Source organism: Oceanococcus atlanticus, assembly GCF_002088235.1.
Taxonomy (GTDB): domain Bacteria; phylum Pseudomonadota; class Gammaproteobacteria; order Nevskiales; family Oceanococcaceae; genus Oceanococcus; species Oceanococcus atlanticus.
The window spans coordinates 65668-85586 of sequence record NZ_AQQV01000001.1 but is presented as its reverse complement, the minus strand read 5'-3'; the positions used below and the strand labels follow the sequence as shown (position 1 = coordinate 85586).

Below are 19919 nucleotides of genomic sequence, written 5' to 3'. Positions count from 1 at the left end.
GTTTTCTCATCTGTGTAGTCATGTCGACGTCCAAACCCGTCCTGCTTTCCGGAATCCAGCCTTCAGGCCAGCTCACGCTGGGCAATTACATCGGCGCGATCCGCAACTGGGTGGACCTGCAGGCGGACTACGACTGCATTTTCCTGCTGGTCGACCTGCATGCCATCACGGTGCGTCAGGACCCGGCCGTGCTGCGTCAGCGCTGTCGCGATTTCCTCAGCCTGTACATCGCCTGCGGCATCGACCCCGAGAAGAATCTGCTGTGCGCCCAGTCGCACGTGGCCGGGCACAGTCAGCTGGCCTGGATTCTCGACTGCTACACCATGGTCGGCGAGCTCAATCGCATGACCCAGTTCAAGGACAAATCGGCCAAGCATGCCGATAACATCAATGCCGGTCTGTACAACTACCCGGTGTTGATGGCGGCCGACATTCTGATCTACGACACCCAGCTGGTCCCGGTGGGGAACGACCAGAAACAGCATCTGGAGCTGGCGCGCGATGTGGCGCAGCGCTTCAACTTCGCCCACAAGGAAGAGGTGTTCCGCATTCCGGAGCCTTTCATTCCGCCGGTGGGGGCGCGCATCATGGGCTTGCAGAACCCGGAGGCGAAAATGTCCAAGTCGGATGACAACGAGGGCAATGGCATCTATCTGCTGGATGAGCCGAAAAAGATCGCCAAGAAGATCAAGCGCGCGGTCACCGATTCCGGCAGTGAAGTGCGCGCCGCAGACGACAAACCCGGTGTGACCAATTTGCTCAACATCATGGCGGCGGTGACCGGCCGCAGCATTGAGGATCTGGAAGCCGACTACGGTGATTCCGGTTACGGGCGCTTCAAGGGCGACGTGGCCGACGCGGTGGTGGCCTTCATGGAGCCGATGCAGGCGCGCTACCGTGCGTTGCAGGATGACCCGGCCTACCTTGATGGGATTCTGGCGCGCAGCGCCGAGCAGGCCAACGCACGTGCCGATCAGAAGATTCGCCAGGTTTACGACAAGCTCGGGTTTCTGCCCCGCGCCTGAATGAACGACCCCCAGGCCACCGTTATTGCGCATGTCGCCGGTGAGGCATTCACCGAGCTGCCGCAGGATCTGTATATCCCGCCGGATGCGCTGGAGGTTTTTCTGGAAACCTTTGAGGGGCCGCTGGACCTTTTGCTGTATCTGATCCGGCGGCAGAACCTCAATGTGCTGGATATTCCGGTGGCCCTGATCACCCAGCAATACCTCGATTACATCAATGTGATGGAGGAGCTGCGCTTTGATCTGGCGGCGGAATATCTGGTCATGGCGGCCTGGCTGGCCGAGATCAAGTCGCGCGTGTTGCTGCCCAAGCCACCCAGCGAGGAGGGCGATGATGCCGAAGACCCGCGCGCCGAGCTGGTCCGACGTCTGCAGGCCTATGCCGAGGTGCAGCAGGCTGCGGTGAACATCGATGAGCTGCCGCGTCTGCATCGCGACACCTTCCCCGCGCAGGCACAGCCGATGAGCGTCGAGGCCCCGCTGCAGCCGCCGCCCGCATTGCGTGATCTGCTGTTGTCCCTGCAGGATCTGCTGCAGCGCGCCGAGCTGCTGCAATCGCACAAGATCACCTCCGAGCCGCTGTCGGTGCGTGAACGTATGAGCCGGGTGCTGGATCGTTTGTCCGATATCCGCCAAGCTAGCCTGATGGAATTGTGGGATCCGGAAGAGGGGCGCAAAGGTTTGCTGGTCACGTTTCTGGCCACGCTGGAACTGGTCCGCAATGGCCTGATCCAGCTCGAGCAGGATGCGCCATATGCGCCAGTGCATATTCGGCTGGCCGGCGCGGGGCAGGCCTGATGGCACGGATCGCCCACAAGGAAATCATTCGCGCCCTGCTGCTTGTGGCCGATGCCCCGTTGTCGATCCGGCGCATCGAGCAGGTGCTCAATGACGATATCGAGATCTCCGGCAGTGCCATCCGCACTGCGTTGCGCGAGTTGCAGCAGGAGCTTGAGGGCAGCAGCATCGAGCTACTGGAAGTGGCCAGTGGTTATCGTTTCCAAGTGCGCAAGGAGCTGGCCCCCTGGGTCGGTCGCTTGTACGAAGAAAAGCCGCAGAAGTATTCGCGTGCGCTGCTCGAGACACTGGCGCTGATTTGCTATCGCCAGCCGCTGACACGAGGCGACATTGAAGAAATTCGCGGTGTGAGCCTGTCGGGCGGGATTCTGAAAACCCTGTTCGAGCGCGAGTGGATTCGTGAGGTGGGCCATCGTGAAGGGCCGGGGCGCCCTGCATTGCTCGCCACCACGCGTCAGTTCCTGGATGATCTGAATCTCAAGTCGCTGGAAGACCTGCCGCCTTTGCCCGAGCTGACCGATCCGGAGAAGCTCGAGGCTGCGCTGGTTCGTCTGGCGCCGCAAGACGAATTGCCGGAGGCGCTCAAAGCGCAGCTCGCGGCCCAATCTCATGGGGATGCCGACCCGAACGTCGACGATTCCCTCCCTGCCAGCACACCGGACACGTCTGCTGATGAAGAAGCGCAATCCCAGCCCGAATCCCAATTCCCGCCGCCAGATCAAGAAGCGACAAGACACTGAGCGTGCCGAAGTCGCTGCACCGAAACGGGCACGCTCGCTGCGTCCGCCGGTCAGCAAAGCACCGCCCGAGCGTCTGCAGAAGTTTCTTGCCCAGCACGGCTACGGTTCCCGCCGCCAGGCTGAGGACTGGATTCGTGCCGGGCGCATTCGGGTCAATGGTCAGCCTGCCGAACTGGGACAGAAGGTCACGCCCACCGATCGCATCACCCTGGACGGTCGAACTCTGCGTTTCACCCCGCCGGAAAACCAGACCATTGTGTACCGCAAGCGGGTCGGCGAGATTGTTACGCGCAAGGACCCGCAGGGTCGCCCCACCGTGTTCCAGCGTTTGCCCAAGCTGAGCGCCGGGCGCTGGGTTGCGGTTGGCCGCCTGGACCTCAACACCTCCGGGCTGATGCTGTTTACCACCGACGGTGAGCTGGCGCGACGCCTGATGCACCCCTCGAGTCAGATCGCACGGGAATACGCGGTGCGGGTGATTGGTGATATCAATGACGACACCTTGCGCCAGTTGCGCGAGGGTATTGAGCTGGAGGACGGCTTTGCGGCGTTCGACAGTCTGGTGGATCAGGGCAGTGAAGGGGCCAACCGCTGGTATCACGTCACCGTCAGCGAGGGCCGCAACCGCATCGTGCGACGTCTTTGGGAAGCCATGGATTGCCAGGTTAGCCGCTTGATACGTGTGCGTTTCGGGCCGATTACCCTGCCCAACAATCTGGCCAGTGGGCGCAGCCGCCCTCTGGACAGACAGGAACTCAAAGCCTTGCACCAATTGGTGGCAAAAAGCCCTGGTTCAGCAACAAAAGATGACTGAATTATTTCAATAATAAGAATAACTTGTGACGCAGATCACGGTTTTGCATTAATTCCCTAGCTGCACTATTCTGGCGCGGTCAGGTTTGATCCTGATCCAAAAAAATCTATACAGCACGGGAGTTTTATTCATGAAGCACGTGATTCGCGGTGTGGGGTTTGGGATGGTTGCGGCGCTGACTTGCGCCTCGGCTGGGGCGTACCAGGTTGAAGCCACTGGTGCCTACTTCGATTTTGATGACGCGGATGATTCAGCGCTGGGCGTGATGGCCGAATACCACTTCGCGCCGGTTGACGACAATGGTGTGCCGCGTGCTGAAGCAGGTTTCCTGCGTCGCTCCAGCAACATCGGCGCGTTCTACTCGACGTTTGATGAAGCGGATGTCGACATGATTGGCTTCGGCGGCGAGTTCTACATCCAGGACTTCTACGCGGCTGCTGGCCTGACCCGGACGGATTTCGCCGGTACCGAGAGCGACGACTTGCTGGTTGAAGTCGGTTTTCTGCCGATGGACGGTGTGTTGCTGAGCGTCAGCTATGCCGATGCGGATCTGGCTGATCTGTCGACCATCTCTCTGAACGGCAAAATGGTGCGTCCGCTGAGTGGTGAGAGCGCGGTGAATGTTGAGGCCAGCGTGGGTCAGACGGATGATGTCGATGACACCATTTCGTACCTGCTGCGTGGTGATTTCTTCGTCAACAACGACCTCAGCCTGGGGCTGTCCTACGCGGATACCGATGCAGACGCCTCGGAAGAAGATATTGGCCTGCATGCGCGCATGTTCGTGATTCCGACGCTGAGTGTGCAGATCGACTATCAGATGCAAGAGTTCAACGATCGTTTCGTGCTCGGTGTGACTGGCCGCTTCTAAGCCAGCCGCTTAATAGCGTTATGGAAAGCCCCCGCCATGCGGGGGCTTTTTTGTTATCGGTGGCAAAATACACGCTCGCTTTTCGATCTGATCCCCGTGTCCGCTCAAAACTACCCTTGGAAAACCCGCGTGCTCGCGGCGTTGATGTCTGGCCTGATGCGCTTCATACATGCCACCAGCCGCAAGCGCTATACCAATCTTGCCGTGCTCAAGGCGCAGTTCGATTCGGGCAAGCCGTGCATTATTGTGGCTTGGCATAACCGCAATATTCTTGGGCCTTTTGGATACTTGGCGCACCGTCCGCCGGGGCGGGTGTTTTCGCCGCTGGCCAGCGCGTCACGTGATGGCAGCCTGGCTGCGGCGGCGATGGACAATCTCGGGGTTGAATGCATACGCGGCTCATCCAGCCGCGGTGGCGCCCAAGCGCTACGCGAAATGTTGCGCGCGGCCAAGCGCGGACACGATCTCGGGATTACGCCCGATGGCCCGCGTGGTCCTAAATACAAGGTGCAGGCGGGGGTGATAGCTGCGGCCCGGTTGACCGGTGCGCCAATCATCCCGATGACGTACCAGGCGCGGCGGCGCAAAGAGCTGTCGTCCTGGGATGCGATGATCGTGCCGTATCCGTTTGGTCAGCTGCACTATGTTTACGGTGACCCGATTCAGGTTCCGCGGGACGCCGACGAAGCGGAGTGCGAGCGCCTGCGTCTGCAGGTTGAGCAGGCTCTGATGCGCATCGGTGAACTGGCTGAGCATTTCGACTGAGCGAGCAGCCTGCAGGGTGACGCCTGATTTTCCGGGAGTTTTTCCGTACCATTGGGTCGCACGCGTACGCGAACGTACGCTTATCCGATTATTTGGCGAATCAAGACCCCGTTATGAGTGAAAACTTCGAAGCCTCTTTCGACGAGCAGTTGCAGGCGATTCAGGCGGAGGCCGAAGACATTCATGCTGATCTGGCTCACTTGCCCGCTGCGCTGAGTCAGCCGCAGGGCATTACGCCGTTTTGCTTCGATGTGCCGGACCCGGATCTTACCGCGGAAGACCCGGCCTCTATTCTGGCCGGCCTGGCCTGGGAGCCGCGCTCGCGTGAGCGCGCCGCGACCATGATGGCGGATTACTGCGATACCCAGGCCACCGAAATGAGTCTGCTTGGTGGTATTGCTGACAAGCAGCAGGAAGCCGCGGCGCGGATCTTGGCGGTGTTGGTGTGTGCAGAAGAATCGGCGATCAATATTTTTCACCACGAGTGTAATCGTCTGAGTCCGGAAGAAACGGCCTACAACCATCGCGCCTTGCGCGAGATTGAATCGGAAGAGCGGGTCCACAACTGGTTGATCCATCAGGCCCGTGGCCATCTGCCCGTGCCGGATGATGTGCCGCAGATTCGACGTCGTACGCGGCGTTTGTTCATGCGCGTGGCCAGCCGGGATCTGGGTACTCATTTCGCCCGCATCACCGGTCTGGATTCCGGTGTGTGTATTTCTCTGACCGCGTTGCTCAGCTCAGGCGATGTGCGCAAGCACACCGGCTTTGCGCGCTTGATCAAGCACATCCGGCGGGATGAGGCGACCCACGTGAAGAAGTCCAGAGATCATGCGGTGGCGCTGGGCTTTTCCGAAGACAGTTTCCATGATGCCTACGACCTGACCCGCGCCGGTATGGTTGGCATGCTCGAGCCCATCGCCGGTTCGTTCGAGGACATGGGGGTGGACCCGGATCGCCTGTTCGGGCGTTTGCTGCGTTTTCAGGGTAGCCGCATGCCAGACAGTGTGGAGCTCAACGACTAGTCAGCGTTGAGCCGCAGGCCGGGCGCTGGTGCTTTATTCGGCCTGCAAAGCCAAGCGGTAACCGAGTTTGGGCACTGTGTGCAGCAGCTTGTTTTCAAACGGCTTGTCGATCGCCGTGCGCAGGGCATAGATATGCGCCCGCAACGCATCCGAGTCCGGTGGTTCATCGCCCCAGATGTCAGCCTCGAGCTTGGCTCGGCTGACCAGATTGGGCGATTCTCGCATCAGCATGGCCAGGATCTTGATGTGGATCGGCGCCAGGGCAATGTGCTTGCCGCCGCGGCTGGCTGATTTGGATTCCAGATCAAGCTCCAGGTCGCCCACGCTCATCTTGTTGCCCAATACCGGGCGTCCGCGTCGGGTCATGGCGCGCAGGCGCGCTTCCAGTTCCTCGACAGCAAAGGGTTTGGCCAGATAGTCGTCGGCCCCGTAATCCAGGCCGGCGATGCGGTCTTCAACCTCGGCGCGCGAGGTGAGCATCATGATGGGGGTGGATATGCGCGCGTTGTCGCGCAGCTCCTTGCACAGCTCGAATCCGTTCATGCCCGGCATATTGATATCCAGGATGATCGCGTCGTATTCGTTTTCAGTGGCCAGCGCGAGTCCGCTGGGGCCGTCACTGGCCGCATCCAGGATGTACGTCTCCTCGTCCAGCGCTGCGAACAGCAGATCCTGGATATCCGGATCGTCATCAATGATCAATATGCGTAGCGACATGACTGGCCCCCACCAGATTTATTTTGCTAAAGGTTACACGCTGTCGGTCGGTTTGTTGCTAAATCCTGCCGGCAGGGCTGAGCGGACGTTCCAGTAACGCCACGATCTGATCGACATTGTTTTGTACCGGCGGCAAGCTGTCCAGCGTTTCTCCTGGGTAGACCGCCCCGCGAATCGGGCTGGGCATGGGCGCCGGTGCAAAACGGGTGACCTGCAAAGTCTTTTCGTTTTCTTCGGCGCAACCGGCCAGCAGCGCATCCAGCGCCGCCTTGCTGGCGCCGTAGGCACCCCAGAACGCATGGCTCATATTGTCTTGCGGTGCAGTGATGCCAATGAGGTGACCCTGGGCCTGTTTGAGCAGCGGCAGCAGTTGATGGACGAGCAGGAAGGGCCCGTTCAGATTGACGTCGAAGATTTTGCGCCAGTCTTTGATACTGAGGTGTTCCAGCGGATGCAGGCCGGTGTGCAGGCCGGAGGCCAAAACGAGGCCATGCAGGCCGTCGGCAGCATGTTCTTGTGCCAGCGCGCCAGCTAGCTCTTGATAGAGGATGTCGTCAGCGCGCAGGAAATCCAGTTCGACCAGGGTGGGTGGTGTGCCGCCTGCTTCGGCAATGACATCGTCGAGTTCTTCCAGGCGACTTTTGCGTCGCGCCAGCAGGATCAGTTCGGCGCCCATTTGCGCCAGTGTGACGGACAGGGCACGGCCAAGCACACCGGTGGCACCGGTGATCAGTATCTTGCGGCCGGCGAGGGCGGAAGGGGTTTGCATCGTGGACAAAGTCTCAGGCGGGCTTGATGGCGCGCATCAGGTAATTGACGGACACATCGCGGCTTAAGCGATGTGTGCGGGTCAGCGGGTTGTAGGTCATGCCTTCGGTTGGCCCGCTGTGCAGGCCGCATTGCCGGCACCAGCCGGCCAGCTCCGAAGGTTTGATGAACTTGGCGTATTCATGGGTGCCCTTGGGAATCAGGCCAAGCACATGCTCGGCGCCGACGATGGCCAGGGCGAAGGCTTTGGGGTTGCGGTTGATGGTTGACAGGTAAAGGCGTCCGCCGGGTTTGAGCAGGCGGGTGCAGGCGGCGATCACCGATTGCGGGTCGGGTACGTGCTCGAGCATCTCCATGCAGGTGATGACGTCGAACTGGGCCTCGCGCTGCTCGGCCAGATCTTCGGCGGAGATTTCCAGATACTCCACCTCCAGGCCTTGTTCTGCGGCGTGCTGGCGCGCCACTTCAACGGATTCGTGAGCCAGATCGATGGCGCAGGTGTGGGCGCCGGCCCGTGCCAAAGCTTCGCTCAGGATGCCGCCGCCGCAGCCCACATCCAGTGCCTTAAGGCCATCCAGTGATTCAAAGCGTTGGATGAAAGACAGGCGCAGCGGGTTGATTTCGTGCAACGGGCCCATGGGGCCTTTGGTGTCCCACCATTGTTGGGCCAGCGCGGCAAAGTGTTGCAGTTCGCCGGGATCGGCATTGGTCTTGTGTGTGGCTGTGTTCATGGGCGTGCTCCGGCGATCTTTTCGCGGTAGGCGGCAACTTGCTGCAGCAGGTCCGCCTCATCAAGCGTGGTCAGTTTGCGCTCGCGCAGGACAGCGCGTCCGCCGATCCAGGTGTGGGTGACCTGGCTGCGGTTGCTGGCGTAGACGATCTGCGACACCGGATCGTACAGCGGCTGTTGCTCCAGTCCGGAGAGGTCAATGGCGCACAGGTCAGCCCATTTTCCGGGCTCCAGCGAGCCGATGTCGTCGCGGCCCAGCGCGCGGGCAGCATTGATGGTGGCCATGGCCAGGACATCGGCCGCGGGCATGGCGTCGGCGCGCTGGGCCACGGCCTTGGCCAGCAGGGCAGCGCTGCGCATTTCGCCGAGCATGTCCAGGTCATTGTTGCTGGCTGCTCCGTCGGTGCCCAGGGTCAGGTTGACCCCGGCATCGGCCAGTGCCGCGGTGGGGCAGAAGCCGCTGGCCAGTTTGAGGTTGGATTCGGGGCAATGCAGGACATGCGCGCCGGCCCCGGCGAGCATGCTGATGTCCTGAGCGTTGAGCTGGGTCATGTGCACCGCAAGCAGGCGAGGGTTGATCAGGCCCAGCTGTTCCAGGCGCTGCAGTGGACGCAAACCGGTGGCCTTGAGTGCGCTGTCGACCTCGAATGCGGTTTCGTGCACGTGCATGTGGATGCCCACACCCAGCTCGTCGGCCAGCACCCGGCAGCGTTTGAGCGAATCATCGCCCACCGTGTAGGGTGCGTGGGGGGCGAAGCAGGTGCTGATCAGGCTGTCGCCCTGCCAGGCGTCATGCAACGCCAAGCCCTTGCTGAAATATTCATCCGGCCCTTGTGCGTAGGCGGTGGGGCCATCAATCAGCAGCATGCCGACCTGCGCGCGCATGCCGGCCGCCGAGGCCTCTGCCGCGGTGGCTTCGGGGAAGAAATACATGTCGTTGAAACAGGTGACCCCGCCGCGCAGCATCTCGGCGATGGCATGACGCACCCCGATGTGACAGTAATGCTCGTCGACGAAGCGCCCTTCCAGCGGCCAGATGTGTTGTTCCAGCCAGGTCATCAGCGGCAGGTCGTCGGCAATCCCGCGCATCAGGTTCATCGCCGCATGCGTGTGCATGTTGATAAGCCCCGGGATCAGCGCATGGCCAGGCAGTCTGATTTCGCGCACATCGCTGAAGCTCTGGGCCCCGGTGGGCAGGATGTCGAGGATGCGGCCGCCGCCAATCAGCAGGCTGTGGTTCTCCAGCACCGTGCCATGCGGCACGACCGGAATCAGCCAGCGCGGGCTGATGAGCAGATCAGGAGTGGGGCGCGACATCGACGGAGCCGGGGCAAATGCAGGCGCATTGTACCCATCCGCCGATGGCGCTTGCGCCGCGGCTGCGCTTTGCTCGCCAAATTGGCGTCGATGACGCGCCGTAGACGCCTGCGCATGGTAGAATTGGCTCTTTTTTCAAGCCTGTTGTGCGCAGCGGGGGAGAGGGCCGCCCAGCGGTCGCCGCAGTGCCGTTTGTGAATGGCCAGACAAGGTAGAGCATGAGCGAATTTGCCAAGGAAGTGTTGCCGATCAATCTCGAAGACGAGATGCGGCAGTCCTACCTGGATTACGCGATGAGCGTGATTGTGGGCCGCGCGTTGCCGGATGTGCGCGACGGTCTCAAGCCGGTCCACCGCCGCGTGTTGCACGCGATGCGCGAACTCGGCAACGACTACAACAAGCCCTACAAGAAATCGGCCCGTGTGGTCGGTGACGTGATCGGTAAGTACCACCCGCATGGTGACTCGGCGGTGTACGACACCATCGTGCGCATGGCCCAGGATTTCTCCCTGCGCTACATGCTGGTCGATGGCCAGGGCAACTTCGGCTCGATTGATGGCGACTCGCCCGCGGCCATGCGTTACACCGAAGTGCGCATGTCCAAGCTGGCGCATGAACTGCTGGCCGACATCGACAAGGACACGGTCGATTTCACACCCAACTATGACGAGTCGGAGTTCGAACCGACAGTCATGCCCACGCGGCTGCCCAATCTGCTGATCAATGGCAGTACCGGGATTGCCGTGGGGATGGCGACCAACATCCCGCCGCACAACCTCAGTGAGGTTATCGACGCCTGCCTGCTGCTGATCGAAAATCCCGAAGCTGACATCGACGAACTGATGGAGCGTCTGCCGGGGCCGGATTTCCCGACCGCAGGCATCATCAACGGCGCCGCCGGCATCCTGCAGGCCTATCGCACCGGTCGTGGGCGCATTTACATGCGCGCACGTGCAGACTTTGAAGAGTTCGACAAAGGCCGCGAAGCCATTGTCATCACCGAACTGCCTTTCCAGGTCAACAAGGCCAAGCTGATCAAGCACATCGCCGAGCTGGTCAAGGAAAAGAAGATCGAGGGCATCACCGAAATTCGCGACGAGTCAGACAAGGACGGCTATCGCGTGGTGATCGAGCTGCGTCGCGGCGAGAACAGCGACGTGGTGCTCAACAATTTGTACCAGCAGACGCAGTTGCAGTCGGTGTTCGGCATCAACATGGTGGCGCTGGACGGTGGCCAGCCGCGCCTGATGAATCTCAAGCAGGTGCTGGAGGCGTTCCTGCGTCATCGCCGCGAGGTAGTGACACGACGGACCCGCTACCTGCTGCGCAAGGCGCGTGAACGGGCCCATATTCTCGAAGGCCTGACCGTTGCGCTGACCAATATCGACGACATCATCGCCCTGATCAAGGCGGCGCCATCGCCGGCTGAAGCCAAGATCGCCCTGTTGGGCCGGGCCTGGCCGCCGGGTGAGGTTGGTGCGTTGCTCGAGCGCGCCGGGGCCGAGGCTGAACAGCATCCGGAATACGGTTTCAAGGACGATGGCTACCATCTCAGCGAAGCCCAGGCGCAGGCCATTTTGGAATTGCGTCTGCATCGCCTGACCGGGCTGGAGCAGGACAAGCTGCGTGATGAATTCAACACGCTGCTGGAGCAGATTGCCGGTTACCTGGAAATTCTTGGCAGCCGCGAACGTCTGCTCGAAGTGATCCGTGATGAGCTGGTTGAATCCCGCGACGCCTTCGGTGATGCGCGGCGCACCGAGATTGTCGCAACCCAGGAAGATCTGGAAGTCGAAGATCTGATCACGCCGGAAGACATGGTTGTGACCCTGTCGCACGAAGGCTACGTCAAGGCGCAACCGCTGGAGGCTTACCAGGCGCAGAAGCGCGGTGGTGTCGGGCGCAGTGCAGCCAAGACCAAGGATGAGGATTTCGTCGACCGCCTGTGGGTGACCCACACCCACGACACGTTGTTGTGCTTCTCGTCGCTGGGCAAGGTTTACTGGATCAAGGTTTATCGCTTGCCGCGAGGCAGTCGCGAGGCGCGCGGGCGCCCGATCGTCAATCTGCTGCCGCTGGAAAACGGCGAGCGCATCAGCGCCATCTTGCCGGTCAAGGATTACCCCGAAGACAAGTTCATCTTCATGGCGACCCGTCGCGGTACGGTCAAGAAGGTGCCGCTGGAGCAGTTCTCGCGTCCGCGCAGCGTTGGCCTTATCGCGCTGGATCTGCGTGCAGATGATGCGCTGGTCAACGTCGGTATCACCGACGGCGAATGCGACATCATGCTGTTCTCGCGCCAGGGCAAGGTGGTGCGCTTCCGTGAAGATCAGGTGCGGGCCATGGGCCGCACGGCGCTGGGTGTGCGCGGTATCCGGCTGATCGATAACGATCAGGTCATGGCCCTGATCATCAACAACGACGGTGACATTCTCACCTGCAGCGAAAATGGCTATGGCAAACGTACGCCGATCGATGATTACCCGCTGCGTGGGCGTGGCACCCAGGGTGTGCTGGCGCTCAAGAAGAGTGACAAGACCGGCGAGCTTATCGGTGCCGTGCAGGTCAGCGAGGACGACGAAATCATGTTGATCGCCAACAGCGGCCAGTTGGTGCGTACCCGTGTCAACGAAATCTCCGTGCTCAGTCGCAACACCCAGGGGGTCAAACTGATCTCCCTGCGCGACAGCCAGCTTGTGGGTCTGGACCGGATTGCTGCCGATCTGGCCGACAGCAGCGAGGACGAAGCCGGCGAAGACGCCGAAAGCACGGCGGGCGACGACGCATAAACGACACACAATTCAGTCATCGTCGGGTTTCCCCCGACCCCCACACGAAGACAGTTATGAGCAGGGTTTACAACTTCAGCGCAGGTCCGGCGACACTGCCGGAGGCGGTATTGACGCAGGTTCAGCAGGACATGCTGGATTGGCAGGGCAGTGGCATGTCGGTGATGGAAATGAGCCATCGCGGCAAGGCCTTTGTTTCGATCGCCGAGCAGGCCGAGGCCAATCTGCGTGAGCTGCTGGCCATTCCGTCCAACTACAAAGTGCTGTTTCTGCAGGGCGGTGCCGCTGGCCAGTTTGCCGGCATTCCGCTCAATCTCCTGGGCGACAAGCAGGCCGCCGATTATGTGGTGACCGGCAGCTGGGGCAAGAAGGCCGTCAAGGAAGGCGCCAAGTTCTGCGACGCCAAAGTCGTGGCCCAGCCGCAAGGGGCGTTTACCTCGATTCCGGATCCGGCCAGTTGGCAGACCCGTGCGGATGCCGCCTATCTGCATTACACCCCCAACGAAACGATCGAAGGGGTCGAGTACCACTGGATTCCGGACAGCGGTGACGTGCCGCTGGTGGCGGATTTCTCGTCGACCTTCCTGTCGCGTCCGCTGGATGTGTCCAAATTTGGCCTGATTTACGCCGGCGCACAGAAGAATGTCGGCCCGGCCGGCATGGTGATCGTGATCGTGCGTGAAGATCTGCTCGATCGTGCCAGCACGCAGTGCCCGATGGTGCTGAACTACGCGCAGCAGGCCGAAGCCGATTCCATGCTCAACACGCCGCCGTGTTTCACCTGGTACGTGGCCGGCGAAGTGTTCAAGTGGATCAAGCAGCAGGGCGGCCTTGAGGCCATGGCCGAGATCAACGAACGCAAGGCCGCACGTCTGTACGCGACCATTGACGAGCTCGATTTCTACGCCAACCCGGTGGACCCGGTGTCGCGTTCGTGGATGAACGTACCGTTCACCCTGGCCGATGCCGCGCTCGATGGCGAGTTCCTGAAGCAGGCCGAGGCGGCCGGTTTGAGCACCCTCAAGGGCCACCGTTCGGTTGGCGGCATGCGCGCTTCGATCTACAACGCGATGCCGGAAGGCGGCGTTGATGCCTTGATCGAATTCATGCTTGATTTCGCCCGCCGACAAGGCTGATCGGGGCGGGTTTACTGCCCGCTCCAAAGTTTAAGTGGTTTCGTGGTTTATTCTCCAAGCCGCTGAAATCATAAATTTTTGCGGATATGGAAAACGCAAACTCATGTACAAAATCCTCACCCTGAACAACATTTCTGTCGTCGGTCTGGAGCGCTTCCCGCGTGATGGCTATGAAGTGGCTTCGGACATGTCGGCGCCGGACGCGATCATCCTGCGTTCCTACAAAATGCACGACATGGACATCCCGGGCAGTGTCAAGGCCATCGGCCGTGCCGGTGCGGGCACCAACAACATTCCGGTGCAGCGCATGAGCGAGGCGGGTGTGCCGGTGTTCAATGCGCCGGGCGCCAACGCCAACGCGGTCAAGGAACTGGTCGTAACCGGCATGCTGATCGCCGCGCGCAATGTGTGCCAGGCCTACGATTACGTGCGTGCCCTGGAAGGCAGCGACGAAGAGGTCGAAAAGCAGGTCGAGGCCGGCAAGAAGAAATATGCCGGCTACGAATTGCCGGGGCGCACGCTGGGCGTGATCGGCCTGGGTGCGATCGGCGTCAAGGTGGCCAATGCGGCTCAGGCGCTGGGTATGCGTGTGCTGGGTTACGACCCGAGCATCACGGTGACCAATGCGTGGAAACTCAACGCCGGTGTCGAGCAAGCCAGTTCGGTGGATGATCTGCTTGCACGTTCGGATTTCATCACCCTGCATGTGCCGTTGATCGATGCCACGCGTGATCTGATCAATGCCGAGCGTCTGCGGCTGGTCAAGAAAACCACCGTGCTGATGAATTTTGCCCGTGGTGGTGTGGTTGACGAGGCGGCCGTTGAAGAAGCCCTCAACGCTGGCAAGCTGGCCTCCTTCGTGACCGATTTCCCGACCAATCGTCTGCGCTGTCACGACAAAGTGATTGCGCTGCCGCATCTGGGGGCGTCGACCGGTGAGGCCGAAGACAACTGTGCAGTGATGGTGGCGGATCAGGTGCGTGATTACCTGGAAACCGGCAACGTTCGCAACTCGGTGAACTTCCCCGAAGCGCAGCTGCCGCTGTCGGGCGGTCTGTGGCGACTGTGCATCGTCAACGCCAATGTGCCCAATATGGTGGGCCAGATCTCCGGTCAGCTGGGTGAGCACAACATCAACATCGTTGATCTGCTTAACAAATCGCGCGGCGAACTGGCTTACACCCTGGTCGACACCGACTCCCAGCCGCCCTTGGAAATCATCGAAAACCTGCGTGGTATCAAGGGCGTGCTGACCGTGCGCTTGCTTGAGCCGAAAGACGCCTGACCTGGTGTCGGTGTGAGTGACGACAAGCTGCTAAATGCTCGCCAGCGTATCGATACGCTGGACGAGCAGATCCAGTCGCTGATCAGCGAGCGTGCTCTGATTGCCCAGGATGTGGCGCGGATCAAGGCCGATATGGGCGATGGTGCCGATTGCTACCGTCCGTCGCGTGAGGCCGAGGTGCTGCGCCGGGTGATCGAGCGCAACAAGGGGCCGCTGACCGATCAGAGCATCGTGCGGGTCATGCGCGAGATCATGTCGGCCTGTTTGTCCTTGGAATCGCCGCTGGAAGTGGCCTATCTCGGGCCGGAAGGCACCTACACCCAGGCCGCGGTGTACAAGCACTTCGGCAATGCGGTTAAGGCTCGTCCTCTGGCGGCGATCAACGAAATCTTCCGCGACGTCGAAGCCGGCAATGCGGACTACGGCGTGGTGCCGGTGGAAAACAGCACCGAGGGCGTGGTCAATTACACCCTCGACATGTTCGCCACCTCCAGCTTGTTGATCTGTGGCGAAGTGTCGTTGCCGGTGCATCATCATCTGCTCAAGAAAGCCGGTGACCTGGGCGAGGTCAAAGAGATCTACGCCCATTCGCAGTCGTTTGCGCAGTGTCGTCAGTGGCTGGATCGCAAGCTGCCCAAGGCCGAGCGCATCACCGTGGCGAGCAATGGCGAAGGGGCGCGCATGGCGGCCGAGTCGGATGGCGCTGCGATCGCGGGCAAGCCCGCTGCTGAGCGTTACGGTCTCAACATTATTGCGGCCAACATCGAAGATGAGCCGGACAACACCACACGTTTTCTGGTGATTGGTCGTCAGATCGTGCCGCCCAGCGGGCACGACATGACCTCGATCCTGCTGTCCTCGTACAACCGTCCCGGCGCGCTGTATGCGTTGCTGCGCCCGTTTTCCGATGCCGGGGTCAATCTGACCCGCATCGAGTCGCGGCCCTCGCGGCGTGCGCAGTGGGACTACAACTATTTTGTGGATATCGAAGGGCACTCGCAGGATCCGGTGATCCGGGATGTGCTTGATGGCATGAAGGATGCCGCGGTGTTCTACAAATTCCTCGGTTCTTATCCCAAGGCCGTGGTCTGAGTGTGCTCATGAGTGAAGTCGATTACCTTGCGCTGGCCGGTGCCGGTGTCCAGAAGCTGCGTCCCTACGAGCCGGGCAAGCCGGTTGAGGCGCTGGAGCGTGAGCTGGGCATTTCCGACATCATCAAGCTGGCCTCCAATGAAAATCCGCTGGGCCCCAGTGCCGCGGTTGACGCGGCCATTGCCGCGGCCAGCCAGGATCTGGCGCGTTACCCCGATGGCAGCGGTTTCGCCCTGAAAGCGGCGCTGGCGGCTAACCTGGAAGTGGATACGGCGCAGATCACGCTGGGTAATGGCTCCAACGATGTACTGGAGTTGATGGCGCGGGTGTTTCTGGCACCGGGGCGTAATGCGGTGTGTTCGGCGCATGCTTTCGCGGTTTATCCGCTGGCCACCCTGGCGGCGGGCGCGGAGCTGCGCGAGGTGCCGGCGCTGGCAGCCGATGCGGCGCAGGCCTACGGCCATGATCTGAATGCATTTGCCGATTACATTGATGACAACACCGGCCTTGTGTTCATTGCCAACCCCAACAACCCGACCGGGACCTGGGTTGATCCGGACGCGCTGCAAGCGCTGCTCAAGCGTGTGCCCAAGCGCGTGCTGGTGATCCTCGACGAAGCTTATTGCGAATACCAGGATCAGAGTCAGCGGCCGGATGCCGTGGCGTTGATGCGGGAACATGAAAACCTGGTGGTGACGCGGACCTTCTCCAAGGTCTATGGTCTGGCTGCCCTGCGTATCGGCTATGCCTTGTCCAATCCGCAGGTGGCGGATTTGCTCAACCGGGTGCGCCAGCCGTTCAACAACAACGCTCTGGCCCTGGCCGCGGCACAGGCGGCTTTGCAGGATCAGGCCCATGTGGCGGCCTCGGTGGCGCTCAATGACGAAGGCATGGCGTATTTCCATGACAGCCTGCCGGCGCTGGGATTGAGCATCCTGCCCAGTCAGGCCAACTTCGTGTGTGTGGATTTCGCGCGCCCGGCCCAGCCGATCTACCAAGCTCTGTTGCGCCAGGGCGTGATTGTGCGACCGCTGGATGGTTACAAATTGCCGCAGCATCTGCGTATCACCATCGGGACGCCGGACGAGAACCGGCGTTGCGTTGAGGCGCTCAAAACGGTGTTGGCGGAATGAAGCAACTCAGCCTGATCGGCATCGGTCTGATCGGCGGATCGCTGGCGGCGGGCTTGCGCACGGTGGGGCAGGTCGAGCGGGTAACCGCTTGCGCGCGGCGTCAGGAAACCCTGGATACGGCCCGCTATCTGCAACTGATCGACGACGGCAGTACCGATCTGGCCAGCGCCATCGCCGGTGCTGATATGGTCGTGCTGGCCGTACCCATGGGTGCTTACCGTGAGGTTTTCAGTGCACTCAAGCCGATCTGGCCCGAGCATGCGGTGGTTACCGACGCAGGCTCGAGCAAGCTCAGTGTGATCGAAGATGCACGCGCCGTGTTCGGTCACGTACCCAGCAATTTTGTGCCTGGCCACCCGGTTGCCGGTACCGAGAAAAGTGGTCCGGCCGCGGCCATCGCCGATCTGTTCCGCCACCGCCGGGTCATCCTCACACCGCAGGACGACACCTCAGCCGCAGCGCTGCAGGCGGTGCGCGCCATGTGGGAGAGCGTGGGGGCGCAGGTTCATGTCATGAGTGCGCAGCATCATGATGAGGTGCTGGCGCTGACCAGCCATCTGCCTCACGTGATTGCCTATCAGCTGATCGAGACGCTGGCGCGTCTTGATGATCAGCGCGAAATTTTCAGTTTTGCCGCTGGCGGTCTCAAGGACCTGACCCGCATTGCCTCAAGCAATCCGCAGATGTGGACCGACATCATGATGGCGAATGACACGGCGGTGCTTGAGGGCCTGGACCGCTATATCGAAGATTTGCAGGCCTTGCGTGAACTGCTGGCTGCCGGCGACGCCGAGCGTGTGCTGGCGCATTTCGAGCGTGCCAAGAACGCACGCGATCAGTGGATACATACCGCGGAGGCGAGTTGATGAGCAGTGCTGTGTCTGAAGACTGGATAGCCCGACCTGGTGGCGCGATTGGCGGCCGCCTGCAGGTGCCCGGGGACAAATCCATCTCGCACCGCGCGGTCATGTTCAGCGCGTTGGCGGATGGCGTGTGCGAGATCAGTAATTTTCTGACCGGTGCCGACTGCCGCGCCACGGCTGCAGCCATGCAGGCCATGGGCGTGCGCATCGACACGCTGAGCGAGCGTCATTTGCGTGTTCACGGCGTGGGCATGCGCGGCCTGAAACCGCCGACCACGACGCTGGATCTGGGCAATTCCGGGACCTCGATGCGCTTGTTCTGCGGGCTGCTGGCCGGGCAGGGTTTCGAGCTGACCCTGACCGGGGATGAGTCCCTGAGCAAACGCCCGATGCGCCGGGTCACCGACCCGCTGAGCCAGATGGGCGCGCGTTTCAGCACCACTGAGGCGGGTACGGCGCCGCTGACCATTCATGCTGCGGCCGAACTGAGCGCGCTGGACTATGTCATGCCGATGGCCAGTGCTCAGGTCAAGTCGGCGGTGCTGCTGGCGGGGCTGTATGCCGATGGTTGCACGGCGGTGACCGAGCCCAAGGTCACACGTGACCACACCGAGCGCATGCTGCGCGGTTTCGGCTATGCGGTGGATCGCGAGGGTTCCCGCGTCTCGCTGAGCGGCGGCGGGCAGCTGCGTGCCAGCAATATCGAAGTGCCGGGTGATCTGTCCTCGGCGGCGTTTTTCTTCGTCGCGGCGGCGATCCAGCCTGGAGCGACGATCCGGATCGACAACGTCGGCATCAACCCGACCCGTGTCGGTGTACTGGAAGTCCTGCGTCGCATGGGTGCACAGGTCGAGATCAGCGCGCAGCGCGAAAGCATGGGTGAGCCGGTGGCGACAGTTAGCGTGACCGGCGCGCCGCTCAAGGGTATCGAGATCGACGAGGATCTGGTTGCCCTGGCGATTGACGAGCTGCCGGTGCTGTTTGTGGCGGCCGCCTGTGCTGAAGGCGAAACCGTGGTCAGCGGGGCCGAGGAATTGCGGGTCAAGGAAAGCGACCGTGTCGCCACCATGGCTGATGGACTGCAGGCGGTTGGCATCGAAGCCGAGGCGCGTCCGGATGGTATTCGTATCGTCGGTGGCCAGATTCGCGGTGGCGAGATCAACAGCCATGGCGATCACCGTATTGCGATGTCGTTCGCGGTGGCCGCGCAACGCAGCATCGAGCCTATTGTTTTGCGTGATTGCGCCAATGTGGCGACGTCATTCCCGGGCTTTCTTGAGTGTGCCACGCAAGCCGGATTGAGGGTGGAGCCGCTGGCGTGAATGTGCCGGTGATCACCGTGGATGGTCCGGGCGGGGCAGGCAAGGGCACCTTGTGCCGTGGTCTGGCCCGGGCTCTGGGCTGGCACTATCTGGATTCCGGTGCGCTTTACCGGCTGCTGGGCTTGCGTGCGCATCAGCTGGGTGTGCCTGCCGAACAGGCGGCCGCGCTGGCCCGCGAGCTGGATGTGAGCTTCCCGGTCGAAAGCAACGAGGTCTATCTGGCCGGCGAGCCGGTGGCGGCACGCATCCGCACAGAAGAGGTTGGCGACATGGCCTCGAAAGTGGCGGTGCGCGATGATGTGCGCCAGGCATTGCTGGCGAGACAGCGCGATTTTGCTCGTGCGCCCGGGCTGATTGCCGACGGTCGTGACATGGGCACGGTAGTGTTTGCGGATGCGCCGCTCAAAGTGTTTCTCGATGCCAGTGCCGAGGTGCGGGCTAGGCGGCGAGAAAAAGAATTGCTAGACGCTGGTAAAAGCGCTATATTTGAAAAGATTTTCCGTGAAATTTGTGAGCGGGATCGGCGCGATCGGGAGCGTTCCGTCGCCCCATTGAGACCGGCGCAGGATGCGCAAGTTCTCGACAGCAGTGGCCTGAATGCCGCTGAAGTTCTGGACACGGTGATGCAATGGGCGCGTCAGCGGAACCTGACCGACTAACACCATCCCCGGACTGAGAAGCCCGGAAAGATTTACGCAAATCCGCCACGGACGGCGGATTTATTGTTTT

The 19919-nt window shown here is 61.4% G+C and carries 19 protein-coding genes; 15 read left to right on the top strand and 4 right to left on the bottom strand.

Translation table 11 applies throughout. The features are described from left to right. Positions 1-20: 20 nt before the first annotated feature. The 7 genes from trpS (at position 21) to ATO7_RS00395 (ending at position 6038) form a co-directional block, all read left to right on the top strand. A complete protein-coding gene (gene trpS, locus ATO7_RS00425) occupies positions 21-1025 on the top strand; it encodes a tryptophan--tRNA ligase (protein WP_083558952.1) in 1005 nt (334 codons plus the stop codon). Then, complete coding sequence (locus tag ATO7_RS00420; RefSeq protein ID WP_083558951.1) at positions 1026-1823, top strand: segregation and condensation protein A; 798 nt, start codon at positions 1026-1028, stop codon at positions 1821-1823. It abuts the gene before it with no gap. Then, positions 1823-2563: an SMC-Scp complex subunit ScpB gene (scpB, locus tag ATO7_RS00415; RefSeq protein ID WP_083558950.1), complete on the top strand. Its 741-nt coding sequence runs from the start codon at positions 1823-1825 to the stop codon at positions 2561-2563. Before ATO7_RS00420 ends, scpB begins: the two co-directional genes overlap by 1 nt. Next, positions 2496-3377 carry a 23S rRNA pseudouridine(2605) synthase RluB gene (gene rluB, locus ATO7_RS00410; RefSeq protein ID WP_083558949.1) on the top strand — a complete coding sequence of 294 codons (882 nt, stop codon included), beginning with the start codon at positions 2496-2498 and terminating at the stop codon, positions 3375-3377. The genes scpB and rluB overlap by 68 nt, the downstream gene beginning before the upstream one ends. Positions 3378-3507: 130 nt before the next feature. Further along, entirely contained in the window at positions 3508-4248 is a 741-nt protein-coding gene (locus ATO7_RS00405; RefSeq protein WP_083558948.1) for a putative porin, read from the top strand. A 96-nt stretch (positions 4249-4344) separates the two neighbouring features. Next, positions 4345-5013 carry a lysophospholipid acyltransferase family protein gene (locus tag ATO7_RS00400; protein WP_158522968.1) on the top strand — a complete coding sequence of 223 codons (669 nt, stop codon included), beginning with the start codon at positions 4345-4347 and terminating at the stop codon, positions 5011-5013. A gap of 113 nt (positions 5014-5126) precedes the next feature. Further along, positions 5127-6038, top strand: a complete 912-nt coding sequence (locus tag ATO7_RS00395; protein WP_083558946.1) for a hypothetical protein — start codon at positions 5127-5129, stop codon at positions 6036-6038. A gap of 33 nt (positions 6039-6071) precedes the next feature. Here ATO7_RS00395 and ATO7_RS00390 read toward each other — a convergent pair whose 3' ends face one another. From ATO7_RS00390 to ATO7_RS00375, 4 genes are read right to left on the bottom strand one after another with little or no spacing between them, the layout of a single operon-like run. Then, complete coding sequence (locus tag ATO7_RS00390) at positions 6072-6755, bottom strand: response regulator transcription factor (protein ID WP_083558945.1); 684 nt, start codon at positions 6753-6755, stop codon at positions 6072-6074. 58 nt (positions 6756-6813) lie between these two features. After that, the gene (locus ATO7_RS00385) at positions 6814-7524 is read right to left on the bottom strand and encodes an SDR family NAD(P)-dependent oxidoreductase (RefSeq protein WP_083558944.1); all 711 of its coding nucleotides are present in this window, start codon (positions 7522-7524) and stop codon (positions 6814-6816) included. 13 nt (positions 7525-7537) lie between these two features. Continuing rightward, positions 7538-8254, bottom strand: a complete 717-nt coding sequence (ubiG, locus tag ATO7_RS00380) for a bifunctional 2-polyprenyl-6-hydroxyphenol methylase/3-demethylubiquinol 3-O-methyltransferase UbiG (protein ID WP_083558943.1) — start codon at positions 8252-8254, stop codon at positions 7538-7540. Beyond that, a complete protein-coding gene (locus ATO7_RS00375) occupies positions 8251-9570 on the bottom strand; it encodes a TRZ/ATZ family hydrolase (protein WP_083558942.1) in 1320 nt (439 codons plus the stop codon). Before ATO7_RS00375 ends, ubiG begins: the two co-directional genes overlap by 4 nt. Before the next feature lie 218 nt (positions 9571-9788). Between ATO7_RS00375 and gyrA the strand changes: the two genes are divergently transcribed. The 8 genes from gyrA to cmk all read left to right on the top strand — a co-directional run bounded on the left by gyrA (position 9789) and on the right by cmk (position 19849). Beyond that, positions 9789-12359 carry a DNA gyrase subunit A gene (gene gyrA / locus ATO7_RS00370; RefSeq protein WP_083558941.1) on the top strand — a complete coding sequence of 857 codons (2571 nt, stop codon included), beginning with the start codon at positions 9789-9791 and terminating at the stop codon, positions 12357-12359. Between the two features lie 56 nt (positions 12360-12415). Further along, positions 12416-13495 carry a 3-phosphoserine/phosphohydroxythreonine transaminase gene (serC, locus tag ATO7_RS00365; RefSeq protein ID WP_083558940.1) on the top strand — a complete coding sequence of 360 codons (1080 nt, stop codon included), beginning with the start codon at positions 12416-12418 and terminating at the stop codon, positions 13493-13495. 103 nt (positions 13496-13598) lie between these two features. Further along, positions 13599-14780, top strand: coding sequence for a phosphoglycerate dehydrogenase (locus tag ATO7_RS00360; protein ID WP_083558939.1), 1182 nt, complete (start codon positions 13599-13601; stop codon positions 14778-14780). Positions 14781-14792: 12 nt separating this feature from the next. Further along, positions 14793-15872: a prephenate dehydratase gene (gene pheA / locus ATO7_RS00355; RefSeq protein WP_083558938.1), complete on the top strand. Its 1080-nt coding sequence runs from the start codon at positions 14793-14795 to the stop codon at positions 15870-15872. Between the two features lie 8 nt (positions 15873-15880). Further along, positions 15881-17005: a histidinol-phosphate transaminase gene (gene hisC, locus ATO7_RS00350; protein WP_083558937.1), complete on the top strand. Its 1125-nt coding sequence runs from the start codon at positions 15881-15883 to the stop codon at positions 17003-17005. Beyond that, positions 17002-17871: a prephenate dehydrogenase gene (locus tag ATO7_RS00345; protein WP_083558936.1), complete on the top strand. Its 870-nt coding sequence runs from the start codon at positions 17002-17004 to the stop codon at positions 17869-17871. Before hisC ends, ATO7_RS00345 begins: the two co-directional genes overlap by 4 nt. Then, positions 17871-19190 (top strand): 3-phosphoshikimate 1-carboxyvinyltransferase, encoded by a 1320-nt coding sequence (gene aroA / locus ATO7_RS00340; protein WP_083558935.1) that lies wholly within the window; start codon positions 17871-17873, stop codon positions 19188-19190. The genes ATO7_RS00345 and aroA overlap by 1 nt, the downstream gene beginning before the upstream one ends. Beyond that, positions 19187-19849 carry a (d)CMP kinase gene (gene cmk / locus ATO7_RS00335; RefSeq protein WP_083558934.1) on the top strand — a complete coding sequence of 221 codons (663 nt, stop codon included), beginning with the start codon at positions 19187-19189 and terminating at the stop codon, positions 19847-19849. The genes aroA and cmk overlap by 4 nt, the downstream gene beginning before the upstream one ends. Positions 19850-19919: the final 70 nt, after the last annotated feature.

What these genes read in the sequence shown, in the direction of transcription:
- ATO7_RS00360 (WP_083558939.1), top strand. Translation starts at nt 13,599, where the DNA reads ATGTACAAAATCCTCACCCTGAACAACATTTCTGTCGTCGGTCTGGAG.
- ATO7_RS00375 (WP_083558942.1), bottom strand. Translation starts at nt 9,570, where the DNA reads ATGTCGCGCCCCACTCCTGATCTGCTCATCAGCCCGCGCTGGCTGATT.
- ATO7_RS00385 (WP_083558944.1), bottom strand. Translation starts at nt 7,524, where the DNA reads ATGCAAACCCCTTCCGCCCTCGCCGGCCGCAAGATACTGATCACCGGT.
- ATO7_RS00395 (WP_083558946.1), top strand. Translation starts at nt 5,127, where the DNA reads ATGAGTGAAAACTTCGAAGCCTCTTTCGACGAGCAGTTGCAGGCGATT.
- ATO7_RS00390 (WP_083558945.1), bottom strand. Translation starts at nt 6,755, where the DNA reads ATGTCGCTACGCATATTGATCATTGATGACGATCCGGATATCCAGGAT.
- aroA (WP_083558935.1), top strand. Translation starts at nt 17,871, where the DNA reads ATGAGCAGTGCTGTGTCTGAAGACTGGATAGCCCGACCTGGTGGCGCG.
- serC (WP_083558940.1), top strand. Translation starts at nt 12,416, where the DNA reads ATGAGCAGGGTTTACAACTTCAGCGCAGGTCCGGCGACACTGCCGGAG.
- hisC (WP_083558937.1), top strand. Translation starts at nt 15,881, where the DNA reads ATGAGTGAAGTCGATTACCTTGCGCTGGCCGGTGCCGGTGTCCAGAAG.
- ATO7_RS00420 (WP_083558951.1), top strand. Translation starts at nt 1,026, where the DNA reads ATGAACGACCCCCAGGCCACCGTTATTGCGCATGTCGCCGGTGAGGCA.
- trpS (WP_083558952.1), top strand. Translation starts at nt 21, where the DNA reads ATGTCGACGTCCAAACCCGTCCTGCTTTCCGGAATCCAGCCTTCAGGC.
- rluB (WP_083558949.1), top strand. Translation starts at nt 2,496, where the DNA reads ATGAAGAAGCGCAATCCCAGCCCGAATCCCAATTCCCGCCGCCAGATC.
- gyrA (WP_083558941.1), top strand. Translation starts at nt 9,789, where the DNA reads ATGAGCGAATTTGCCAAGGAAGTGTTGCCGATCAATCTCGAAGACGAG.
- ATO7_RS00405 (WP_083558948.1), top strand. Translation starts at nt 3,508, where the DNA reads ATGAAGCACGTGATTCGCGGTGTGGGGTTTGGGATGGTTGCGGCGCTG.
- scpB (WP_083558950.1), top strand. Translation starts at nt 1,823, where the DNA reads ATGGCACGGATCGCCCACAAGGAAATCATTCGCGCCCTGCTGCTTGTG.
- ATO7_RS00345 (WP_083558936.1), top strand. Translation starts at nt 17,002, where the DNA reads ATGAAGCAACTCAGCCTGATCGGCATCGGTCTGATCGGCGGATCGCTG.
- ubiG (WP_083558943.1), bottom strand. Translation starts at nt 8,254, where the DNA reads ATGAACACAGCCACACACAAGACCAATGCCGATCCCGGCGAACTGCAA.